The organism is Kocuria sp. KRD140, assembly GCF_017168375.1.
Classification (GTDB): Bacteria; Actinomycetota; Actinomycetes; order Actinomycetales; family Micrococcaceae; genus Kocuria; species Kocuria marina.
Genome location: NZ_JABFAW010000009.1, coordinates 615,250 through 635,308 on the forward strand (window position 1 = coordinate 615,250; position 20,059 = coordinate 635,308).

The 20,059-nt window shown below is 69.8% G+C and carries 17 protein-coding genes; 11 read left to right on the forward strand and 6 right to left on the reverse strand.

Annotation, left to right across the window (positions count from 1 at the left end):
* Nucleotides 1–68 precede the first annotated feature (68 nt).
* The 4 genes from J1M36_RS11495 to J1M36_RS11510 all read right to left on the reverse strand — a co-directional run bounded on the left by J1M36_RS11495 (nucleotide 69) and on the right by J1M36_RS11510 (nucleotide 3,630).
* Nucleotides 69–1,214, reverse strand: a complete 1,146-nt coding sequence (locus J1M36_RS11495; RefSeq protein WP_206479731.1) for a MauE/DoxX family redox-associated membrane protein — start codon at nucleotides 1,212–1,214, stop codon at nucleotides 69–71.
* A 72-nt stretch (nucleotides 1,215–1,286) separates the two neighbouring features.
* Nucleotides 1,287–1,610: an acyl-CoA carboxylase subunit epsilon gene (locus tag J1M36_RS11500; protein ID WP_342358341.1), complete on the reverse strand. Its 324-nt coding sequence runs from the start codon at nucleotides 1,608–1,610 to the stop codon at nucleotides 1,287–1,289.
* Complete coding sequence (locus J1M36_RS11505; RefSeq protein ID WP_064846904.1) at nucleotides 1,607–3,187, reverse strand: acyl-CoA carboxylase subunit beta; 1,581 nt, start codon at nucleotides 3,185–3,187, stop codon at nucleotides 1,607–1,609. Before J1M36_RS11505 ends, J1M36_RS11500 begins: the two co-directional genes overlap by 4 nt.
* A gap of 152 nt (nucleotides 3,188–3,339) precedes the next feature.
* Nucleotides 3,340–3,630 (reverse strand): YciI family protein, encoded by a 291-nt coding sequence (locus J1M36_RS11510; RefSeq protein WP_064846905.1) that lies wholly within the window; start codon nucleotides 3,628–3,630, stop codon nucleotides 3,340–3,342.
* Nucleotides 3,631–3,756: 126 nt separating this feature from the next.
* Between J1M36_RS11510 and J1M36_RS11515 the strand changes: the two genes are divergently transcribed.
* Genes J1M36_RS11515 through J1M36_RS11530 form a run of 4 tightly spaced genes read left to right on the forward strand, consistent with a single transcriptional unit; the run spans nucleotide 3,757 to nucleotide 7,358 of the window.
* Nucleotides 3,757–4,683 carry a biotin--[acetyl-CoA-carboxylase] ligase gene (locus J1M36_RS11515; protein ID WP_206479733.1) on the forward strand — a complete coding sequence of 309 codons (927 nt, stop codon included), beginning with the start codon at nucleotides 3,757–3,759 and terminating at the stop codon, nucleotides 4,681–4,683.
* Nucleotides 4,680–5,291, forward strand: coding sequence for a hypothetical protein (locus tag J1M36_RS11520; protein WP_206479735.1), 612 nt, complete (start codon nucleotides 4,680–4,682; stop codon nucleotides 5,289–5,291). Before J1M36_RS11515 ends, J1M36_RS11520 begins: the two co-directional genes overlap by 4 nt.
* Nucleotides 5,284–6,444: an adenylate/guanylate cyclase domain-containing protein gene (locus tag J1M36_RS11525; RefSeq protein ID WP_206479736.1), complete on the forward strand. Its 1,161-nt coding sequence runs from the start codon at nucleotides 5,284–5,286 to the stop codon at nucleotides 6,442–6,444. The genes J1M36_RS11520 and J1M36_RS11525 overlap by 8 nt, the downstream gene beginning before the upstream one ends.
* Nucleotides 6,441–7,358, forward strand: coding sequence for a PP2C family serine/threonine-protein phosphatase (locus tag J1M36_RS11530; protein ID WP_144999020.1), 918 nt, complete (start codon nucleotides 6,441–6,443; stop codon nucleotides 7,356–7,358). The genes J1M36_RS11525 and J1M36_RS11530 overlap by 4 nt, the downstream gene beginning before the upstream one ends.
* Nucleotides 7,359–7,493: 135 nt before the next feature.
* On the opposite strand, the gene J1M36_RS11535 is transcribed toward J1M36_RS11530, so the two are convergent.
* Nucleotides 7,494–9,608, reverse strand: a complete 2,115-nt coding sequence (locus tag J1M36_RS11535) for an acyl-CoA dehydrogenase (protein ID WP_206479935.1) — start codon at nucleotides 9,606–9,608, stop codon at nucleotides 7,494–7,496.
* The gene (locus J1M36_RS11540; RefSeq protein WP_342358342.1) at nucleotides 9,608–10,309 is read right to left on the reverse strand and encodes a TetR/AcrR family transcriptional regulator; all 702 of its coding nucleotides are present in this window, start codon (nucleotides 10,307–10,309) and stop codon (nucleotides 9,608–9,610) included. The genes J1M36_RS11535 and J1M36_RS11540 overlap by 1 nt, the downstream gene beginning before the upstream one ends.
* Before the next feature lie 72 nt (nucleotides 10,310–10,381).
* Here J1M36_RS11540 and J1M36_RS11545 point away from each other — a divergent pair, with 72 nt between their 5' ends.
* The 7 genes from J1M36_RS11545 to J1M36_RS11575 all read left to right on the forward strand — a co-directional run.
* The gene (locus tag J1M36_RS11545; protein WP_085106621.1) at nucleotides 10,382–11,791 is read left to right on the forward strand and encodes an acetyl-CoA C-acetyltransferase; all 1,410 of its coding nucleotides are present in this window, start codon (nucleotides 10,382–10,384) and stop codon (nucleotides 11,789–11,791) included.
* 50 nt (nucleotides 11,792–11,841) lie between these two features.
* On the forward strand, nucleotides 11,842–13,224 hold the full coding sequence (locus J1M36_RS11550) for a 3-oxoacyl-ACP reductase (protein ID WP_206479738.1): 1,383 nt from the start codon (nucleotides 11,842–11,844) through the stop codon (nucleotides 13,222–13,224).
* 4 nt (nucleotides 13,225–13,228) lie between these two features.
* A complete protein-coding gene (locus J1M36_RS11555) occupies nucleotides 13,229–14,305 on the forward strand; it encodes a MaoC/PaaZ C-terminal domain-containing protein (protein ID WP_144999024.1) in 1,077 nt (358 codons plus the stop codon).
* Between the two features lie 89 nt (nucleotides 14,306–14,394).
* The gene (ligA, locus tag J1M36_RS11560) at nucleotides 14,395–16,806 is read left to right on the forward strand and encodes an NAD-dependent DNA ligase LigA (RefSeq protein ID WP_342358343.1); all 2,412 of its coding nucleotides are present in this window, start codon (nucleotides 14,395–14,397) and stop codon (nucleotides 16,804–16,806) included.
* An 8-nt stretch (nucleotides 16,807–16,814) separates the two neighbouring features.
* Complete coding sequence (locus J1M36_RS11565; protein WP_206479741.1) at nucleotides 16,815–17,672, forward strand: inositol monophosphatase family protein; 858 nt, start codon at nucleotides 16,815–16,817, stop codon at nucleotides 17,670–17,672.
* A 434-nt stretch (nucleotides 17,673–18,106) separates the two neighbouring features.
* Entirely contained in the window at nucleotides 18,107–18,847 is a 741-nt protein-coding gene (locus J1M36_RS11570) for a transglycosylase family protein (protein ID WP_206479743.1), read from the forward strand.
* A 241-nt stretch (nucleotides 18,848–19,088) separates the two neighbouring features.
* Nucleotides 19,089–20,059 (forward strand): FAD-dependent oxidoreductase (locus tag J1M36_RS11575; protein WP_206479939.1); only part of this gene is annotated, 971 nt, incomplete at its 3' end.

Sequence of the window (20,059 nt, forward strand, 5' to 3'; positions counted from 1 at the left end):
CCGCGGCACCGGGGAGCGCGCCGGTGTACTCACCGGTGTGGCCGCCGCGAAGCACCGGGGCCGCGAGTTCAGCCCGCGAATCGTTCCTCGAGTTCCGCGAGCAGCTCGAGCACTGCGTCCGTACCCGCGACCGGGCCGCCGGCGAGCAGCCCATCGGCACCGAGCACCACGACCCACGGGGTACCGGGGTGCTCGAACATGGCGCTCACCTCGTGCTCGCGGTCCACCAAACACGCTGCACGCAGGCTCGGAGGGAGCAGATCTCGGTCCTCCTCGCGGGCCACCACGGCGTGCACCGCGACCGGCCCCAGGTGGTCGGGCATCCCCGCCGCACGGTCGATCGCGGGGGTGCATGCGCCGCACGAAGGACTCACGTGGACCAGGGCGCGCGCCGCGGTGGCGGCCAGGCCACGCAGGGTCACCGGGTTACCGGCGGCGTCTGTGAGCCCCGCGTAGGGAATGGGCAAACGCACGTAGACGTCGTGTTCTTCGGGGGCTTTGGAAATGCCGGCCGGTCGAGGGGCTGCGGAGCCTCCCGCGGGTCGAGGCGCGACGGCGCCGGGGACCGCACCCGCCGGTGGGCCCGCCTGCGCGGGGACCGGAGTACCCGCCGTGAGCGCGTAGGCGGGCACAGCGGCGTCGTCGTGCGAGGAACCCGGCAGCGGCGGGATCCCGGCGAGCGCATGCGGGTCACCGGCGCGGGACGGACCCGGGCGTTCGCTCCACAGGCTCACGAGCATGAGTCCCACGGGGATCGCGACCGCCACGACGACCCACCACGGGACGTCCAGGACCGGCCCGTCGTAACCGCCCACGGTGACGAGCAGCAGGGCCAGGACGGCCACGATCGTGAAGGCGAGGTTGCGCACCACGGTCCGCCTGGCCACCGGGGCGCGGGACAGGGAGCCGAAGCACCCGCACGAGGCGGGATCCGACTGCCGGGTGCCGCGGAACACCGCGGCCGTGAACACCGAAAACAGCACCGTGGCGGCGGAGGCCGCGGCCCACAGCACCACCCCGGAGGCCAGCAGGAGCGCGATCGCCAGGACCAGTTCGAGCCACGGCAGGACACCCTGTAGCCAACGCGCCATGAGGGGCGTGGGCAGGGACGTCAGCAGGGACGGGCCGGTGGAGGGGGAGACGAGCTTGGCCACCCCGCTGATCAGCAGCACGAGGGCGAGTGAACCCAGGGAGGACGAGGAGATGACAGCCACGGAAACATTATCCATTTCGATGCATCCTCCTCATGTGCGCTGACAAGCCGACAAGGGGGCGGCGGACTGGGCTCAGCGATCGGGCAGGGTGCGCCGCCACGCACCGCGACCCGGTCGCAACCGCAGGCCCAGGCGCAGTCGCCGGGTCTGGGACCGCGGAGGCTTGGGTGCGCGGGAGGGCTGGGCGTCCTGCGCCGCGGCCTGCGCGGAGAACACCACGGTGAGCGCGGCCAGCTCCTCCGGGGTCGGGTTGCCGTGGGTGACCGTGAACAGGGGGTCCTGGCGACTCATGGTCTCGGGCAGCGAAGCAACCGCCGCGGTCCCCGGATCATGGGCGGGACGGGACACGTCACCGGCCGCCCGCGAGGCCGGTGAGTTGTTCTCGGCCGTGCTCACAGCGGGATGTTCCCATGCTTCTTGGCGGGGGTGGACGCGCGCTTGTCCGCGAGCCCGCGCAGGGCCCGGATGATCTGCTCGCGGGTCTCGGACGGGCAGATCACCGCGTCCACATACCCAAGTTCGGCGGCCTGGTAGGGGTTGAGCAGGTCCTCCTCGAACTTTTGCGCGAGTTCGGCGCGCAGCTGCTGGTCCTCACCGGTTTCCTGGGCGGCCTTGAGGTCCCGGCGGTAGAGGATCTCCACAGCACCCTGGGAGCCCATGACACCGATCTGGGCGGTGGGCCACGCGAGGTTGATGTCCGCGCCCAGCTTCTTGGACCCCATCACGATGTACGCGCCGCCGTAGGCCTTGCGGGTGATGAGCGTGACCAGGGGGACCGTGGCCTCCGCGTACGCGTAGAGTAGCTTGGCCCCGCGGCGGATGATCCCGTTGAACTCCTGGTCCGTGCCGGGCAGGAACCCGGGGACGTCCACGAACGTGAGGATCGGGATGTTAAACGCGTCGCAGTGACGCACGAACCGCGCGGCCTTCTCGGAGGCCGCGATGTCCAGGGTCCCGGCGAACTGCATGGGTTGGTTTGCCACGATCCCCACGGTGTGACCCTCAACGCGGGCGTAGCCCACCATTACGTTGGGGGCGTAGAGTTCCTGGATCTGCATGAAGTGCCCGTCGTCCACGACCGTCTCGATCACGGTGCGCATGTCGTACGGCTGGTTCGCGGAGTCCGGGATCAAGGTGTCCAGGGCGAGGTCCTCGTCCGTGACCTCTTCGACCTGGTCGTGGTCGAGCACCGGGCTGTCCTGCAGGTTATTGCCGGGCAGGTACTCGAGCAGCTCGTGGACGAAGTCGAAGGCGTCCTGCTCGTCCGAGGCCAGGTAGGCGGCTGTGCCCGTGCGCTCGTTGTGGGAGCGGGCCCCACCCAGGGTCTCCATGTCCACGGTCTCACCCGTGACGGTCTTGATGACGTCTGGGCCCGTGATGAACATGTGGGAGGTCTTGTCCACCATGACCACGAAGTCGGTCAGTGCGGGGGAGTAGGCGGCGCCACCGGCGCACGGGCCCATGATGAGCGAGATCTGCGGGACCACCCCGGAGGAGCGCACGTTCATGCGGAAGATGTCCGCGAACATCGCCAGGGAGGCCACGCCCTCCTGGATGCGGGCGCCGCCGCCGTCGTTGATCCCGATCACCGGGCACCCGTTGCGCAGTGCGAACTTCTGGACCTTGACGATCTTCTCGCCGTTGACCTGGGACAGGGAGCCCCCGAACACGCCGAAATCCTGGGAGTAGACGGCCACGAGGCGCCCGTCCACGGTGCCGAAACCGCTCACCACGCCGTCACCCAGCGGCTTCTTCTTCTCCATGCCGAACATGGTGCTGTGGTGCACGGCCAGGGCGTCGAACTCCACGAACGAGTCGGGGTCCAGCAACATCTCAATGCGTTCCCGGGCGGTGTTCTTCCCGCGCGCGTGCTGCTTGTCCACGGCCGCCTGTCCGGACGGTACCGCGGCCTCCTCGCGGCGCTGCCGGAAGTCGGCGATCTTGCCTGCTGTGGTGGACAGGTCGTGGCTCATAACACCTCGCGTCATCGTGATCGGTACTGGTTGGGCGTACCGCGAGCCCTGGGAACGCCCCCCAGTGTAATTGCAGGGCCCACACGCGCCTTTGTAGAAGTCCCACAACGCAGGCCGGTGCTCTTTCGACGGGCGCGAGCGTCCCGGGTCCCTCAGGCGGAGGTGTCGGACCCCACCGAGCCGATCGTCACGGTCCATTCCCGGATCGTGTGCTCCGTGACCACACCGTGGACCACCAGGGGGTCCTCGGCGATGATCCGTTCGATCTCCTCGGCGCTGTCCGCACGCAGGACGATCAATGCGGCGTCACCTTCCAAGGGCCCCGAGACGATCACGACGCCGCGCTCGTGCAGTTCGCGCAGGAACGCGCGGTGGGCGGGGCGGTGCTCGGTCAGGATGTCCTGCGGGCCGCCGTAGACGTAGTTCAAGGCGTAGACGCTCATACCGGGTCCTCTCGTGGTGGCGCTGGCTGGTCCCAGCATATGCCCGGCTCACGACGCTAGACATAAACTTGCCGTACCGCCCCGTCGTCGACATGCGTCGTCGGCACAGTCATGTGAGGAGTACCCATGGAAGCCACCGAGGACCGGCCCGCCGCGGATTACCGCGCCGCGAAGCTGGACGGGGCGCTGCGCGGCCACGGGTGCCGCCTCACGATCCTGGACAGCGTCCCGTCCACCAACGAGTGGCTCGTCGAACAGCTCTCGCGGGACGCGGCGCACGATGCCGCCGGGGCACCGCTGCGAGCGGTCGTCGCGGGATTCCAGAGCCGCGGCAAGGGGCGCCTGGACCGCAGCTGGTTCACCCCCGCGGGCACCGCCGTGACGTTCTCGGTGGCCCTCACGCCGCGGGACCGCTCGGGCCGCGCGTGGCCGCAGGACCTCCTGCCGTGGCTCACGCTAATGCTCGCGCACAGTGTCACGGCCACCGTGCGCGAGCTGACCGGCGTCCCCGCGGCGGTGAAGTGGCCCAATGACGTCCTGATCCGCGAACGTAAGGTCTGCGGCATCCTCGCGTCCCTCGTACCCTCGCCCCCCGGTGCCGCACACCAAGGACCCACCGTGGTGCTCGGCGCGGGCATCAACGTCCAGCAGTGCCACCTCCCGGTCCCCGGCGCCACGTCCCTGCGCCTCGAGACCGGGAACGACGCCGCTGTCCCCACGCGCAGCGCGGTGCTCACCGGGGTGCTCGCCCACTTCTCCCGCGCCCTCGACCGCGCGAGCGTGGACCCCGCCGCGCAACTCGGGCCGGGTGGGGAACTGCGACGGGAGCTCGAATCCGCTCTCGACACCCTGGGACGCCGCGTGCTCGTGCACCTGCCCGGGCGCAACGCACCATTGCCCGCCACCGCCGTGGGGCTGGGAGCGTCCGGTCAGCTGCGCGTGCGCGACGACGACGGCCGCGAGCACGAGTACGGCGCGGGCGACGTCGTCCACGTGCGACCCGGTCCCCGCACCCCGGAGGACGCCGGACACGAGAACGAGAGGCCCCGATGACACGCTCGCGCCGCGCCCTGGACCTGGCACCGGGTGAGGACACGGTCGTGGCCACCCGCGCCCACCCCTTGAAACTCGTGGCCCCGGCGCTCGCCGCGTGGGCGATCGTGTTCGGTTATTCGGCCCTGCGCCGCGTCCTGGACCTCACGTGGCGGCCCACAGCCACCCCATGGACCACGCTGCACGCGTTCGTGGGGTGGCTGCTGCTCATCGCGGCATTGCTGCTCGCGTGGCGGTTCGTGCTCTCGCCCGCGTGGCGCTGGCTGCGCACGCGCTTCGTGCTGACCACCGCGCGGCTTGCCCTCGTGGGGCCCCCGGCACGGAACGGCGCGGTGTTCCTGCCCCTGAACGAACTGCGCTCGGTGCGCGTCACGCGCGGGGCCACCCGGCCCGGCGAGGCCCGCGAGGGCCTGGACCGCGGCACCGTGCTCGCGGATTTCGGGGGCCTGGGCGGGCTCAAACTCGCCAGCTGCCCGCAACCGGCCCGCTTCGCCGCGTTGGTCCGCGAGTCCGCGGCGGACGCGGGCAACTACAGTGGTGGAGGCAACACGGCCGGACCGGGGTATCCCGGAACCCATATCGCCCAGCAAGGAGGACCGCGTGGCTGACGACCCCTCGGAGCACACGGACGGATACGTCACCGGGCCGCAGACCGAACAGCTCAACCTGAACGTGCACAATCCCGTGCAGTCCAACCTGTACGGGTCGGAGGAGTCCAAGGCGGCGGCGCGCCACCTCGACTCCCTGTTGTTGGGTTCGCAGCGTCACCTGCGGCGCCGGGAGGCCGCGCGCGAAGCGGGGCTGTCCACGGCGTCCGCCCGGAAGATCTGGCGTGCCCTGGGCTTCCCGAACCTCAGCGACGACGACGTCTACTTCACGGGCGAGGACGTCCGGGCCCTGCGGGTGGTCTCCAACCTCGTGCAGGAGGAGAAGCTCAGCGAGGAGGCCGCGCTGTCCCTGGCCCGCTCCGTGGCGCAACTGACCGACCGCATGGTCGTGTGGCAGATCGAGGCGCTCGTCGAGGACATGGTGGCCCACCGGGACATGACGGACGCCCAGGCACGGCGCGAACTGCTGCGCATGCTCCCGGAGATTCTCGAACCGCTCGAGAACCTGCTCGACTACGCGTGGCGCCGTCAGCTCTCCGCAGCCGTGCAACGACTGGCCATGCGCGGTGAACGCGCGGACGGGTCCACGGTGAGCCTCGGGCTGGAGGGCCCGGACGTGGGCTCCTCGTCCCTGCCGCTCGCGCGCGGCGTGGGGTTCGCGGACCTCGTCTCCTACACGTCCCTGTCCCGGCAGATGAACGAGCGCACCCTGGCCAACCTCGTGCAGCGCTTCGAGAAGCGGTGCGCGGAGGTGATCTCGATCGGCGGTGGCCGCGTGATCAAGACCATCGGCGACGAAGTAATGTTCCTGTCCGAGACCCCCGAGGGTGGGGCGCAGATCTCGCTCGCACTCGCCCGCGTGATCAAGAACGATCCCCTGTTGCCGCAGGCCCGCGTCGCGTTCGTGTGGGGGCGCGTGCTGCCGCGACTCGGTGATCTCTACGGGCCCACCGTGAACCTCGCGTCCCGGCTCGTGGCCCTTACGGAACCCGGGGGTGTCATGGTGGACGCCTCCACCGCCCGTGTGCTCGGCGGCGACGACCGGTTCGTGCTGACCCCGCAACCCACCCGCAACGTGCGCGGCTTCGGGGACGTGCGCCCCGTGTCGATCACCCAGGGCCACGGGCCCTTTCTGGAAGACGAGGTCGAATGACCGTTCCCCTGACCATCCGATCGGGCGGTGTCACCGATCGGGGACTGCGTCGTGAGACGAACGAGGACGCACTGATCGTCACGGACACCATGTGTGCCGTCGCAGACGGGATGGGCGGTCACGAGGCCGGTGAGGTGGCCAGTGCGCTGTGCGTGTCCACGCTGGGTGGCTCGGACCTGTTCTCGCTCGACGACTTCCGCGACTACGTGATCGTGGAGCCGGCACCCGGATCGGACGTCGCCCGGTTCCGCGCGACGATCGACCGCCAGCTCAAGCTCGACCCGGACGTGCCCAACGAGGCACTGGAGGCCGTGCATCGGGTGCGCTCGGTGCTGTGGGAAGCGGACCAGGCCATCCAGGCCCAGTGCGGCACGCGCGCCGGGACCACGGTCACGGGTGCGTGGCTCGTGGAGATCGCCGGTACCTGGTTGTGGCTCGTGTTCAACGTGGGGGATTCGCGCACCTACCAGCTCGTAGGCCCGCCCGTGGGGGAGCCGCCCACGACCGAGACCGGACCCGTGGGCGTGACCCAGCTGACCGTGGACCACTCCGAGGTGCAGTACCTCGTCTCGATCGGCCAGCTCACCCCGGCCCAGGCGCTCGTGCACCCGCGGCGCAACGTCATCACGCGCGCCCTTGGCACGGGCCAGATCTGGGAACCGGACGTGATCGTGGTGCCCGCGGTGCCGGGGCAGCGGTTGCTCATGTGCTCCGACGGTCTCACGGGGGAACTCTCGCCCGCGCACATCGCCCGCGTCCTGCACTCGGTCCCGCACCCCAAGGAGGCCGCAGACGTCCTGGTCCAGGCCGCGCTGCGCACTGGTGGCCGGGACAATGTCACGCTTGTGGTCGCGGACGTGCTGCGCGCGGACGACCCCCGCGCCAACACCACGTCCATCCCCAGGATCCGCTGAGTTCACGTCCCGGGCACCGCTCGGCCGGTGCCTGGGCACGCTTGCGTGCGCGCCTCAACCCGAGCGTTTCGTTCGCAATGAAACGGTCGGGGCGCGGCTCACGCGGACGCGGAACCCCCGCGCGAGCCGGCCGGGTCAGGCGTGGTGGCCGCGCGTCTGGGCGCCCGGGTCCTTGGCGGGCTTGGGCTCCTTGACGGGGGCCTTGCCGCTCGCGCGCAACCGGCGGTAGTAGCCCGCGGCCTCCTCCTGGCGCTCGGCCTCCACCGTGCCGCCGATCTCAGCGCGCAGCAGCTCGGGCGAGAGCCCGAACGCGTCCACCAGCTCCAGGGAGTAGGGGCGCAGGCGCGCAATGAGGCGGTTGATGTAGGACTCCAGAGCGCGGCCGCGGCGCATCGAGAGCCGACCGTAGGAGAGGTACCACGCGAGGTCCTGCTCGATCAGGTGCAGGCCGAAGAGGTCCCGCAGCCACGTGAGCACGCGCTTGGTGTCCGGGTCCTCGATCTTCTCGAGACCAGCGGTGAACGCCTCCCACTGCAGCAACTGGGCGTGGGAGCGGGCGGCCTCGAGCAGCCGGTTCTGGTTATCGTTGAACGCCTTTGCCTGCTCGGTGCGGGACTTGCGAGACACGGCCCGCAGCTCGTCCGCGATGTCGCCGATCATGGTCTGCACCCGGTCGGTGAGCAGCGCGCGCTGGGCCGCGGGATCGCGCAGGGCGTTGACGGACTTGCGGGAGTCCCCGGTGTCCGAGAACGCCTGGGTCAGCTTGCGCAACCCGGAGCGGTTGAAGCCGGCCTCGGTGGCGCGGTCCGCCACGTAGCGGGCCATCACGCCCACGTCCGCGTTCTTGAACTCCGCCGAGTAATCGTTGAGCAGGCGCTTGGCCACGAGCTGCAGCAACACGGTGTTGTCGCCCTCGAACGTGACGTAGACGTCCAGGTCCGCGCGCAGTTCCACGAGCCGGTTCTTGGCCAAGAAGCCCGCGCCACCGCACGCCTCGCGCGCTTCCTGGAGGGTGTCGAGCGCGCTCCAGGTGGACAGGGACTTGAACGCGGCCGCCAGGGTCTCGAGCTCCTGACGGTTGCCGTCCGAGTCGTCCTCGCCCGAGAAAACCTCGTGGAACTTGTCGAGCAACTGCTGGTGCGCAAACGTCATGGCGTACGTCTCGGCGATCCGGGGGATCAACCGGCGCTGGTGGCGCTGGTAATCCAGCAGCGTCTGCTCCTGGATGTCCGAGTCCGTGGTGAACTGCCGACGCTGCTCGGCGTAGCGCACCGCGATGCTCAGCGCGGCCTGGTTCGCGATGGTCGCGGCGCCGTCGAGGGACACGCGGCCCTGCACCAGCGTGCCGATCATGGTGAAGAAGCGCCGGCCCGGGGACGGGATGGGGGAGGAGTAGACGCCGTTCTCGTCCACGTCCCCGTATTTGTTGAGCAGGTTGGTGCGGGGCACGCGCACGTGGTCGAAGTGCAGTCGGCCGTTGTCGATGCCGTTGAGCCCACCCTTGCGGCCGTCGTCCTCGCCGCCCACGCCCGGCAGGAACTCGCCGTTCTCGTCCCGCAGGGGCACGTAGAGGCAGTGCACACCGTGGTTGGTACCGTTGACGATGAGCTGCGCGAACACGGTGGCCGCGCGGCCGTGCACCGCGGCGTTGCCGAGGTAGTCCTTCCACGCGGCCTTGAACGGCGTGTGGATCTCGAACTCGTCCGTCTCCGGGATGTACGTGGCGGTGGTGCCGATCGAGGCGACGTCAGAACCGTGGCCGATCTCCGTCATGGCGAACGCACCGGGCATGCTGAGGTCCAGGATGGAGGGCAGCCACTTCTTGTGGTGCTCCTCGGTGCCCAAATTCAGCACGGCGGAGCCGAACAGGCCCCACTGCACACCGGACTTGATCTGCAGGGACGGGTCCGCGAGCACGAGCTCCTCGAACGCGGAGAGGTTGGCGCCGGGGCTCATGGCCCCGCCCACGCTCTCGGGCATGCCCAGGTACTGGGGCCCGGCATCCGCGAGCAGCTTGAGCTGCTCGAACGTGACGTTGCGCTGGTCCGCAAAGGACTGGTCGTACTGGGACTGGAAGCGGGGATCCTTCGCCCGCTCGCGTGCCGCCTTGCGTGCTTCGGGCCAGCGCCCCAGCAGGATGGCGCCGAGCTCGGCGGTGTCGATCCCGGACGGGGTGGTGGCACCGTCCTCGGGCAGGTCTTCGATGCGGTCGGTATTGGGAACTGTTCCGCTGACCGAGGTAATGGACATCATGACTCCTGACGGTTCTCTGGGACGGGTGGTTTACCCGTCGTCCTGGTGGGGGAAGTTGGTGGTGCGGATTCACTGCTGGTCACGGGGCGCAGGCCCTCCACGGCCCACGTGGTGATGATCCGACTCATGGTGTGGCGATCCGGTTTCGCGGTATCGCCGCCGAGTTCGAGCCAGGCCTCACCCGCACCGCGGACCATGCCCACGGTGGAAGCGGCCCAGCACTTCAGGACCCCCTCGGGCGTGGCCCGGCTGCCGTGGTGGCGCATGTGCTGCTCCATGAGCAGGTCCCTTACGGAATCCACGAAGCGTTCGATCGTGGAACCCCGTTCCTTGGGTGCGGTCACCACGAAGCGGTAGACCTCACCGGAGGCCGCCACGGACTTGAGGTACTCGGAGACGAGGGCGTGGATCATAACGGCGAACGTGTCCGCTTCGCTGGCCGCGGCCACCATGCGTCGACGCATCCGGGTCACGAAGTACTCACCCACCGCGGCCTGCACGCCGGCCTTGTCCTTGAAGTAGCGGTAGAAGACGGACTTGGAGGTCCCGCACGCCGTGGCGATCTCCTCCATGGACAGCGCAGCACCGTTCGCGGCCACGGCGTCGCGCGCGGCCGTGATCAGTTCGATCCGCCGCACGGCGCGGTGCCGCTGCCAACGCGAGCTCCTGCCGTCCACGGGGTGGGTGACCTGTTTCACGATACCGAGAGTATCAGCTATTCTGGATCCCGAGTGATCCAGATCGCATAAATTCCCCGAAAGGAACTACGCATGAGCGAGAACACGCAGAACACGGCACCGTCCACCCCGGCCACCGGAACCGGTTCCGAAGCCGCCAAGCGAGTTGCGGCCCCGGCCGCCTCCTCCGCGCCGCAGGGCGGAGCGACGGGAGCCCGCGCCGTCGTCGTGGCGGGCAACCGCATCCCCTTCTCCCGCGCGGGCGGGCCGTACGCGAACGCGTCCAACCAGGACATGCTGACCGCCGCGATCGACGGGCTCGTGGCCCGGACCGGGATCGCGGGCGAACGCCTGGGCGCCGTGGCGGCCGGTGCCGTGATCAAGCACTCCCGGGACTTCAACCTCACGCGCGAGTCCGTGCTGGGCTCCGCGCTGGACCCCGCGACCCCGGCCTACGACGTCCAGATGGCGTGCGCCACGGGCATGGAGACCGTGAGCTCGATCGCCAACAAGATCCGGCTGGGCCAGATCCGGGCCGGGATCGCCGGTGGTGTGGACTCGTCCTCGGACGCTCCCATCGCCGTGAGCGAGGGGCTGCGCCGCGCGCTGCTCAAGCTGCAGCGCGCCAAGACCACCGCCCAGAAGCTCAAGGCGTTCAAGGACCTGCGCCCGGGCGACCTCTCGCCGTCGGTGCCCTCGTCCGGTGAGCCGCGCACGGGCCTGAGCATGGGTGAGCACCAGGCGCTGACCACCCAGAAGTGGGGCATCACACGCGAGGCCCAAGACGAGTTGGCCGCGGCCTCCCACCAGCACCTGGCCGCCGCGTACGAGCGGGGCTTCTTCGACGACCTCGTGACCCCGTTCAAGGGTCTGACCAAGGACAACAACATGCGCCCGGACTCCACCGTGGAGAAGCTGGGCGGGCTGAACCCGGTGTTCGGCAAGAAGCTCTCCGGTGAAGCCACCATGACGGCCGGCAACTCCACGCCGCTCACGGACGGTGCCTCCACGGTGCTCATCTCGTCCGAGGAATGGGCCGGTGAGCACCACCTGACACCACTCGCCGAGGTCGTGGACAGCGAGGCCGCCGCGGTGGACTTCGTGACCGGCAACGAGGGCCTGCTCATGGCCCCGGCCTACGCCGTGCCGCGTCTGCTGGCCCGCCACGGCCTCACGCTGCAGGAGCTGGACCTCGTGGAGATCCACGAGGCGTTCGCCTCCACCGTGCTGTCGATCCTCGCCGCATGGGAGTCCCCGGAGTTCTGCAAGGACCGCCTGGGCCTGGACGCGCCCCTGGGCTCGGTGGACCGCGCCAAGCTCAACGTCAACGGGTCCTCACTCGCCACTGGGCACCCCTTCGCCGCCACGGGTGGTCGCATCGTTGCCTCCACCGCCAAGGAACTGGCCGCACGTGCCAAGGAGACGGGCAAGCCGCAGACAGCGCTGATCTCGGTGTGCGCCGCCGGTGGTCAGGGTGTGGCCATGCTGCTGCGCTCGGTCTAAGCGAGTTCACGGCCACGGCGAGACACCACGATTTCTGGGAGAGGACACAAGTGACGGACACATATCTGGACATGGTCAATTCGGGGCTGGGCAAGCAGCTCGCGGGCAAATTGGGCCTCCCGCGCCCGGTTACGCTGCGCCGGTTCACCGCGGACGGGGACTTCCCGAGCGGCTCCGTGCTCGTGCTCGGCCGGGGTGCGGCGGGCGACGCCGCGTCGTCGGCCCTGCTCGGCTGGGACCTGGACGTGCGCCGGCACGCTCAGGACGTGGACCGGGTGGGTGCGGTGGTGATCGACTACACGGAGGTCGACAGCCCCGCCGATCTCGCGGACGCCGCCCTCGAGCTGGCCTCGGCCGTGCGCAAGCTGCGCCCGGGCGGGCGGGTCATCACGTTGTCGCGACCGGCGCCCGGGATCGGGACCGGAGCGGCGTCGGGCACGCTGCCCGGCGCGCGGCAGTTGACCCCGTCGCAGGCCGCGGCGCGCCAGGGTGTCGTGGGCATGCTGCGCTCGATCGCCCAGGAGATGCGCAGCGGCGTGACCGCCAACGGCATCCTGCTCGCGGACGACGTCGCTGCGGACGCTCCCGGTGTCACGGGCGCCCTGCGCTTCTTCCTCTCGGGCCGCAGCGCGTACGTGGACGGGCAGTTCCTGACCGTGGGTGACGACCGCGGGGACGCGGACGTGGACTGGGTGCACCCCGTCGCGGGCAAGGTCGCAGTGGTCACGGGTGCCGCACGCGGGATCGGCGCACAGGTCACGCGTACGCTCGCGGCCTCGGGCGCCACGGTCATCCCCGTGGACGTGCCCGCCGCCGGTGACGCGCTGAGCAAGCTCGCCAACGAACTGCGCGTGCCCGCGTTGCAGCTGGACGTCACGGACCCGCAGGCCGGACAGAAGATCCTGGACCTCGCGGTGGCCCGGTACGGCCGGCTGGACCTCGTGGTGCACAACGCGGGCATCACGCGGGACAAGATGCTTGCCAACATGGACCAGGCCAAGTGGGATTCCGTGATCGCGGTTAACATCGAATCGCAGTTGCGGATCACCGAGACCCTGCTCGCCTCCGATCAGCTGGGCCCGGCGCCGCGCATCGTGTGCCTCGCGTCCACGAGCGGCGTGGCGGGCAACCGCGGTCAGACCAACTACGCCGCCTCCAAGGCCGGGGTGATCGGGGCGGTGGCCGCCACGGCACCGCTGATCGCGGAGAAGGGCGGGACCATCAACGCCGTGGCTCCCGGGTTCATCGAGTCGGACATGACGGCCAAGATCCCGGCGGCCCGCCGCCAGATCTCCCGCCGGTTGAACTCCCTGCAGCAGGGCGGCACGCCGGAGGACGTGGCACAGGCCATCACGTTCCTGCTCTCGGACGCCGCCGGTGGGATCAACGGTCAGACGTTGCGCGTGTGCGGCCAGAGCCTCGTGGGAGCATGATCGCATGAGCACTCCTGACCCGGTCCTGCCCACCGTTCCCTCCGACTACGAACTCGTCCAGCCGGCGGGTTCGGTGAAGCTGCCCGCGCTGTACGCGTCCGCGGGGGCGCGCGCGGCGTCGTCGGCGGCTTCCGACGCCGCCGCTGCGGCCACGCACAAGGTGCTCCCGGCTCTGCGCGACTCGCCCGTGGGGCGCGTGCTGCCCGGCGCGCTGCGTAAGTCCCGCACGGAACGCGTGGGGGCTGCCCTGCAGGTGCCGCGCGTGGCCCACGTCGTGGAGGACGTTAGCGCGGAACCCGAGTGGCACGAGAAGTTCTGCCGCGTGGTGCACGCAAGCACGCATCCCGTGGCCCCGGGGTCGCAGCACACCACGGTGTTCTCGGGTGCGCTGCACGCGCTCGCGTTCCCCGTGGCCATGTCGGTGCTCACGCGCAAGGACTTCCCCCTGCCCGTGCTGGGCATGGTGCACCTGAGCAACACCATCCGCCACGTCACGGACGTGGCCGTGGGGGAGCGGCTCACCGCCACGGCGTGGACCGAGAATTTGGGCACCCACCGGTCCGGGACCACGGTGGACGCCGTGGTGACACTGTCCCGCGAGGGCGGGTCCGTGGTCTGGGCCGGGCGCTCCACGTACCTGGCCAAGGGCGTGCACACCGCGATCGCGGACGAGGGCGCGCGCGTTCCCGAGGAGTCCTCCCACGAGCGCGCACCATTCGATCCGCCGCAGCAGACCGCGCAGTGGGTCCTGGGCGCCGGGACCGGGCGGGACTACGCGGCGGTCAGCGGCGACTACAACCCCATCCACCTCTCCGACCCGTCCGCCAAGGCGCTCGGGATGAAGGGGGCGATCGCGCACGGGATGTACACGGCCTCGCGCGCGCTGGCGCTGACCGGCGTGCCCGCGGAAGTCCCCTTCGCGTGGTCCGTGGACTTCGCCGTCCCGGTGCAGCTGCCAACTACGGTGGCGGTCTCGGTGGACGACGACGGTCGGGGCGCCCACTGGCGCGGTTCCCGCGTGCTCGTGTGGGACCCCAGGCGGCAACGCCCACACGCGGAGGTTACGGTCACGGCCCTGTGACCGCTCGCTGATCCGCCTGACGAACGCCCCCGGGACCGAGGTTCCGGGGGTGTTCGTGTCTGTCGGTGGGGTGGGACACAATGGGGGGCGTGAGCACAGACAACGCGCGGCGGGCCACGGACGCCACGGGCCAGAGCCTCAATCCGGACGAGCCCAGCGAGGCACTGCGGGAGGAGTACGCCGATCTCGCGGACCGCGTCCGCGAAGCACGCACGGCGTACTACGTCCACGACCAACCCGTCATGTCGGACGCCGAGTACGACCGGTTGTACCGCTCCCTCGAGGAGTTCGAGGCCCTGCATCCCGAACTCAAGGCGAACGATTCCCCCACGCAGGAGGTGGGCGGTGACATTTCCGCGGCGTTCAGCGCCGTGAAGCACCTCGAGAAGATGTACTCGCTCGAGGACGTCTTCTCCACGGACGAGCTCGTGGCGTGGTTGACCCGCGCCCAGCAGCAGGTCGAGCAGTTGCCGGGTGCGCCCACCGTGGCGTGGTTGAGCGAGGTCAAGATCGACGGCCTGGCCGTGAACCTGCTGTACCGCAACGGTGTACTCGTGCGGGCCGCCACGCGCGGGGACGGCACCACGGGTGAGGACATCACCCACAACGTGGCCACCATCAAGACCATCCCGCAGCGGCTGACCGGTGAGGACTTCCCCGAAGAGGTCGAGATCCGCGGCGAGGTGTTCATCTCATCCAAGGATTTCCGCGCCCTCAACGAGGCCATCGTGGAAGAAGGCCGTGCGCCGTTCGCGAACCCCCGTAACGCCGCGGCGGGGTCCCTGCGCCAGAAGGACCCGCAGGTCACCGCGCGACGGCCGCTGTCCATGTTCGTGCACGGCATCGGGTTCTCCCGCGGTTTCGAGCTGGAGACGCAGTCGCAGGCGTACGACGTCCTGCGGGACTGGGGACTGCCCGTGAGCCCGTACTCCCGGGTCCTGGACTCGATGGAGAAGGTGCTCGAGTTCATCGCCGAGTACGGCGAGAAGCGTCACAGCCTGCTGCACGAGATCGACGGCATCGTGATCAAGGTGGACGACCGCCGCACGCAGTTCCGGCTCGGCTACACCTCCCGCGTCCCCCGGTGGGCCGTGGCGTACAAGTACCCGCCGGAGGAGGTCAATACGAAACTCGTGGACATCCTGGTCAACGTGGGTCGTACCGGTCGCGTCACGCCCTTCGGACTCATGGACCCGGTGCGCGTGGCGGGTTCCACCGTGGAGATGGCCACCCTGCACAACCAGGACGTGGTCAAGGCCAAGGGCGTGCTCATCGGGGACACCGTGGTGCTGCGCAAGGCCGGTGACGTCATCCCGGAGATCGTGGGGCCCGTCGTCGCACTGCGGGACGGCACGGAGCGGGAATTCGTGATGCCCACCGAGTGCCCGTCGTGCGGCACGCCCCTGCGTCCCGCCAAGGAGGGGGACGTGGACATCCGCTGCCCCAATGCGGAGACGTGCCCGTCCCAGCTCAAGGAGCGCGTCAACCACGCGGCGAGTCGCGGGGCCTTCGACATCGAGGCACTGGGCGAGGAAGCGGCCAAGGCCCTGACCCAACCCGTTCCCCAGGACGCACCGGACGGCACCGAGTTCTCCGTGCCCCCGCTGCGCAACGAGGCCGGGTTGTTCGATCTCACGCCGGAGGACCTCAAGGAGGTGAAGGTGTGGCGGGACTCCCGGCGCACCGTCACGGACAAGGAGACGGGGGAGAAGACCCAGCGGGTCACCCCCGAACTCGTCCCGTACTTCTGGACCAAGCCCACCAAGAACAAGCTGAGCGTGCCCTCCAAGACCACGGAGATCATGTTCCAGCAGATGGAACAGGCCAAGGACACCGACCTGTGGCGGATCCTCGTGGCGCTGTCCATCCGCCACGTGGGTCCCACGGCCGCGCGCTCGCTGGCCACGTCCCTGCGCAGCATGGACGCGATCCGCTCGGCGGGCCTGGACACGCTCGCGGGCACGGACGGGGTGGGCCCCATCATCGCGCAGGCCGTCATCGAGTTCTTCGAGGAGCCGTGGCGGTGTGAGGTCGTGGACCGCTGGGCCGCCGCGGGTGTGCGCATGGAGGAAGAGGTGGACGAGTCCACCCCCCGCACACTTGAGGGAGTCACCGTGGTGGTCACGGGATCGCTCGAGGCCTACAGCCGGGACTCCGCGAAGGAGGCCATCCTAAAACGCGGCGGCAAGGCGTCCGGGTCGGTGTCCAGGAAGACGGCGTTCCTGGTGGCTGGCGAGAACGCGGGTTCCAAGCTCGACAAGGCGGAGTCGCTCGGGGTTCCCGTGCTGGACGAGGCCGGTTTCGAGCGCTTGCTCGCGCAGGGCCCGTCGGCGTTCGACGACGCCGACGACGCCGCTGCCGCACCGGGAGCGTCCTCGGCCGAGGACGCCCAGGACGGTGACCCGGAGGCCTCGGCCCCGGACGTGGCCGAGTCGGATGGCCAGGGCACCGCGGCTGACGCCCCGGATGCCGCTGCATCCCACGACAACGCGGGGAAGTGAGACGCGAGATGGCGGATGCACTGGAAGGACTGGGTCCGGGGTCGGACGAGCTGCAGGAACTGTTGGAGGTCGCGCTACGCGCCGCGCAGGCCGGGGCCGACGTCCTGAGCGGTCGTGACAGCACCGAGTTCCACGCGCAGACCAAGTCCTCGGACGGCGACTGGGTGACGTCCTTCGACGTCGCCGCGGAGGAAGCTGTGAGTGCCGTCCTGCGCCGTGAACGGCCTCGGGACGCCATCACGGGGGAGGAGTCGGGAACGTACGTGCCCGAGCACCGCAGCCCCGTGCGGTGGTCGGTGGACCCGCTGGACGGGACCACCAACTTCATCCGGGACATCGTGTACTACGCCACCTCCGTGGCCGCGTGCGACGAGCACGGGAACTGGCTCGTAGGGGTCGTGAACGCCCCCGCTCTCGGGCGGATCTATTACGGCGTCGCAGGCCTGGGTGCGTGGGTCCGGCGGGGCGGACGGGACACGAGGCTCACGGGTCCGGATCCCGGCCGCCGGGGCGCGCTCTACGGCACGGGTTTCTCGTACGACCCCGCCGTGCGGCGTGAGCAATTCGGCTCGTTCCTGGACACCATGGAGAACTTCTCGGACATGCGGCGCCTGGGAGCGGCCTCCCTGGATCTCTGCATGGTGGCCGACGGCACCCTGGACGGTTACTCCGAACGTGGACTGCACGAGCACGACTGGGCGGCCGGCGCATTGATCGCCCACGAGGCCGGGGCGGTGGTGCAGCGCCCCGATCTGCCCGTTCCACCGGCGCTGAGTGAGCAAGAACACTCAGCGGGCACTGCGATCGCGAACGCATACGAAAAGGCCCGCGTGACCAGCGTGATCGCGGCCTGGGCCCCGTGCTGAGTAGTGGTAATCACACCGTTATCGGTTGGCAATCACACCGTTATGCGAGCCGGAAACCCGGGCCGGGTTGACCCGTTCGTCGCGGGTGGCCTAGCGTGGCCGGAGTTGATCGGCCGTGGTGGCCGTGATACGTGTCCGCGACTGGGGGTGTCCCCAAAAACGGGATAACGAAAAAGTAACTTTCTGTTTGGCAATGCCAGGAACGTTACGTTATCGTTATTATCAACTTCCTCAGCGGACTTTCGTGAGCGGAAGTTCGCTTCCGGGCCCACTCGATCCGTGGCTCGGCTTGTGCTGGATGTTGCCGCAACACCGTACGTCGTCTGTATGGCAGCATTCCGTAGTTTCTACCCCTAACACCAACTGTCAAGGGTGGACGACGGCGCGAAGACACCCAGGGATGGGAACGAGCGTAGGTGGCCTTACGGAGCATAATGAAGACTTCAACCGCTATTCGCCGTGGTGCCGCTGCTGTCCTGATGGGCGGCGTGGCCGTGGGCGCCTTCGCCGTTCCTGCCAACGCCGCTCCCGTCTCCACGTGGGACGCCCTGGCTCAGTGCGAGTCCGGTGGCAACTGGGGCACCAACACCGGTAACGGTTTCTCCGGCGGTCTGCAGTTCACCCCGAGCACCTGGGCTGCCTTCGGCGGCACCGGTTCCGCTCAGGGTGCTTCCAAGGGGGAGCAGATCCGCGTGGCCGAGAACGTCCTGCAGGGTCAGGGCTGGGGCGCATGGCCCGCTTGCTCCGCCAAGCTCGGCCTGTCCGGCAACGGTGGAGGCGTCGCCTCCGCCGCCTCGGTGAGCACCCAGGCGTCCTCCGTGAAGCAGGCTGCCCCGGTGCAGCAGGCTGCTCCCGCTCCAGTCCAGCAGGCCGCGCCCGTGAAGCAGGCGGCACCGGTGCAGCAGGCTGCCCCCGTGGCCCAGGCCGCTCCGGTGCAGCAGGCTGCCCCCGTGGCCCAGGCCCCGGCCGTGACCTACTCCGCTCCCGCGGCTCCCGTGCAGCAGGCCGCTCCCGCCGCCGGCACCTACACCGTGCAGGCCGGGGACACCCTGGGCACCATCGCCAACAAGCTGGGCGTCAACGGTGGCTGGCAGGCCCTGTTCGCCGCCAACTCCGGCACCGTGGCGGACGCCAACCTGATCTTCCCGGGCCAGGTTCTGAACATCCCCGCCTGATCCAGGCACTCATCGCTCGCGATGACCGGGTGATGCGGTGGACCGAGGTCCGCCGCTGACCCCTCGAAGCCCCGCCCCGCACCGATCCCGGTGTGGGGCGGGGCTTCGTCGTACCCGGAACCGGTCCGGATCCCATGGTGTGGGCTGTCACGCCACGGCATCCTGCGGGGCCCCGATTGCCGAGCCGGAGGATTCCTCTCCGGCTTCCGGGATGCGACCTGTGGGGTGCCACAATGAGGTCATGACGACTGAGATCGCGATCATCGGAGCAGGCATCGCCGGATTGTCCGCGGCCTCGGAGCTGGCGGAACACCGGGGGACTGGTGAGGGAATCCTCGTGTTGGAGGCGGAACGGGACGCGGCAATGCACACGTCCTCCCGGTCCGCGCAGCAACTGATCCCGAGCTACGGTCCGGAACCGGTGCTCGAGCTCACCCGCTGGAGCATTGCCCGGTTGCTCGAAGCTGGCAACTATCTGGCGGCTCCGCTCGCGTGGCCCAGCTCGTTCGTCGTCGCCGGCTCGCCCGAGGACGTGGCCGCCATGACCGTTCCCGGGCTGCGTACCCTTGAGGGCGCCGAACTGTTCGAGCTGTGCCCCGAACTGCGGGTAAACCCGCAGCGCTTCCGGACCGCAGCCGTGGACGAGTCCGCCGTGCGCACGGATGCCACCGCCCTCGTGGCATGGCATCGCGAGCGAGCGCTGGCGGCCGGCGTCGAGATCCGGACGAACAGCCGCGTGACCGATGCCAGGCGGGCCGGGGACCTGTGGGAGCTGACCCTCGACACCGCCCCGCCGAAGACCGTGCGTGCCGCCACGGTCGTCAATGCCGCGGGTGCGTGGGCGGACGAGGTGGGAGCGCTGTTCGGCGGGGCGCCCCAGGGATTACGGCCTCTGCGGCGCACGGCGGCCCTCGTGACCTTGGCGGAGCCCATGCCGCCGGAACACCCCATGGTCGACGATGCCGCCGAGGACTGGTACTACCGCCCCGACGCCGCGGGCGCCATGATCTCGCTCGGGGAGGCCGAGCCCAGCGAACCGTGCGACGCCCAACCGCACGAGGGCGCCGTCGCCGGGCTGATCGCCATGATCGAGCGGGAGACCAGCCTGCGGATCACGGGCGTGGTCAAGGCGTGGACCGGACTGCGCACGGAGCGTCCGAGCGACGTCCCCGTGTGCGGCTGGGACCCGGTGGCACCGGGTATGTTCTGGCT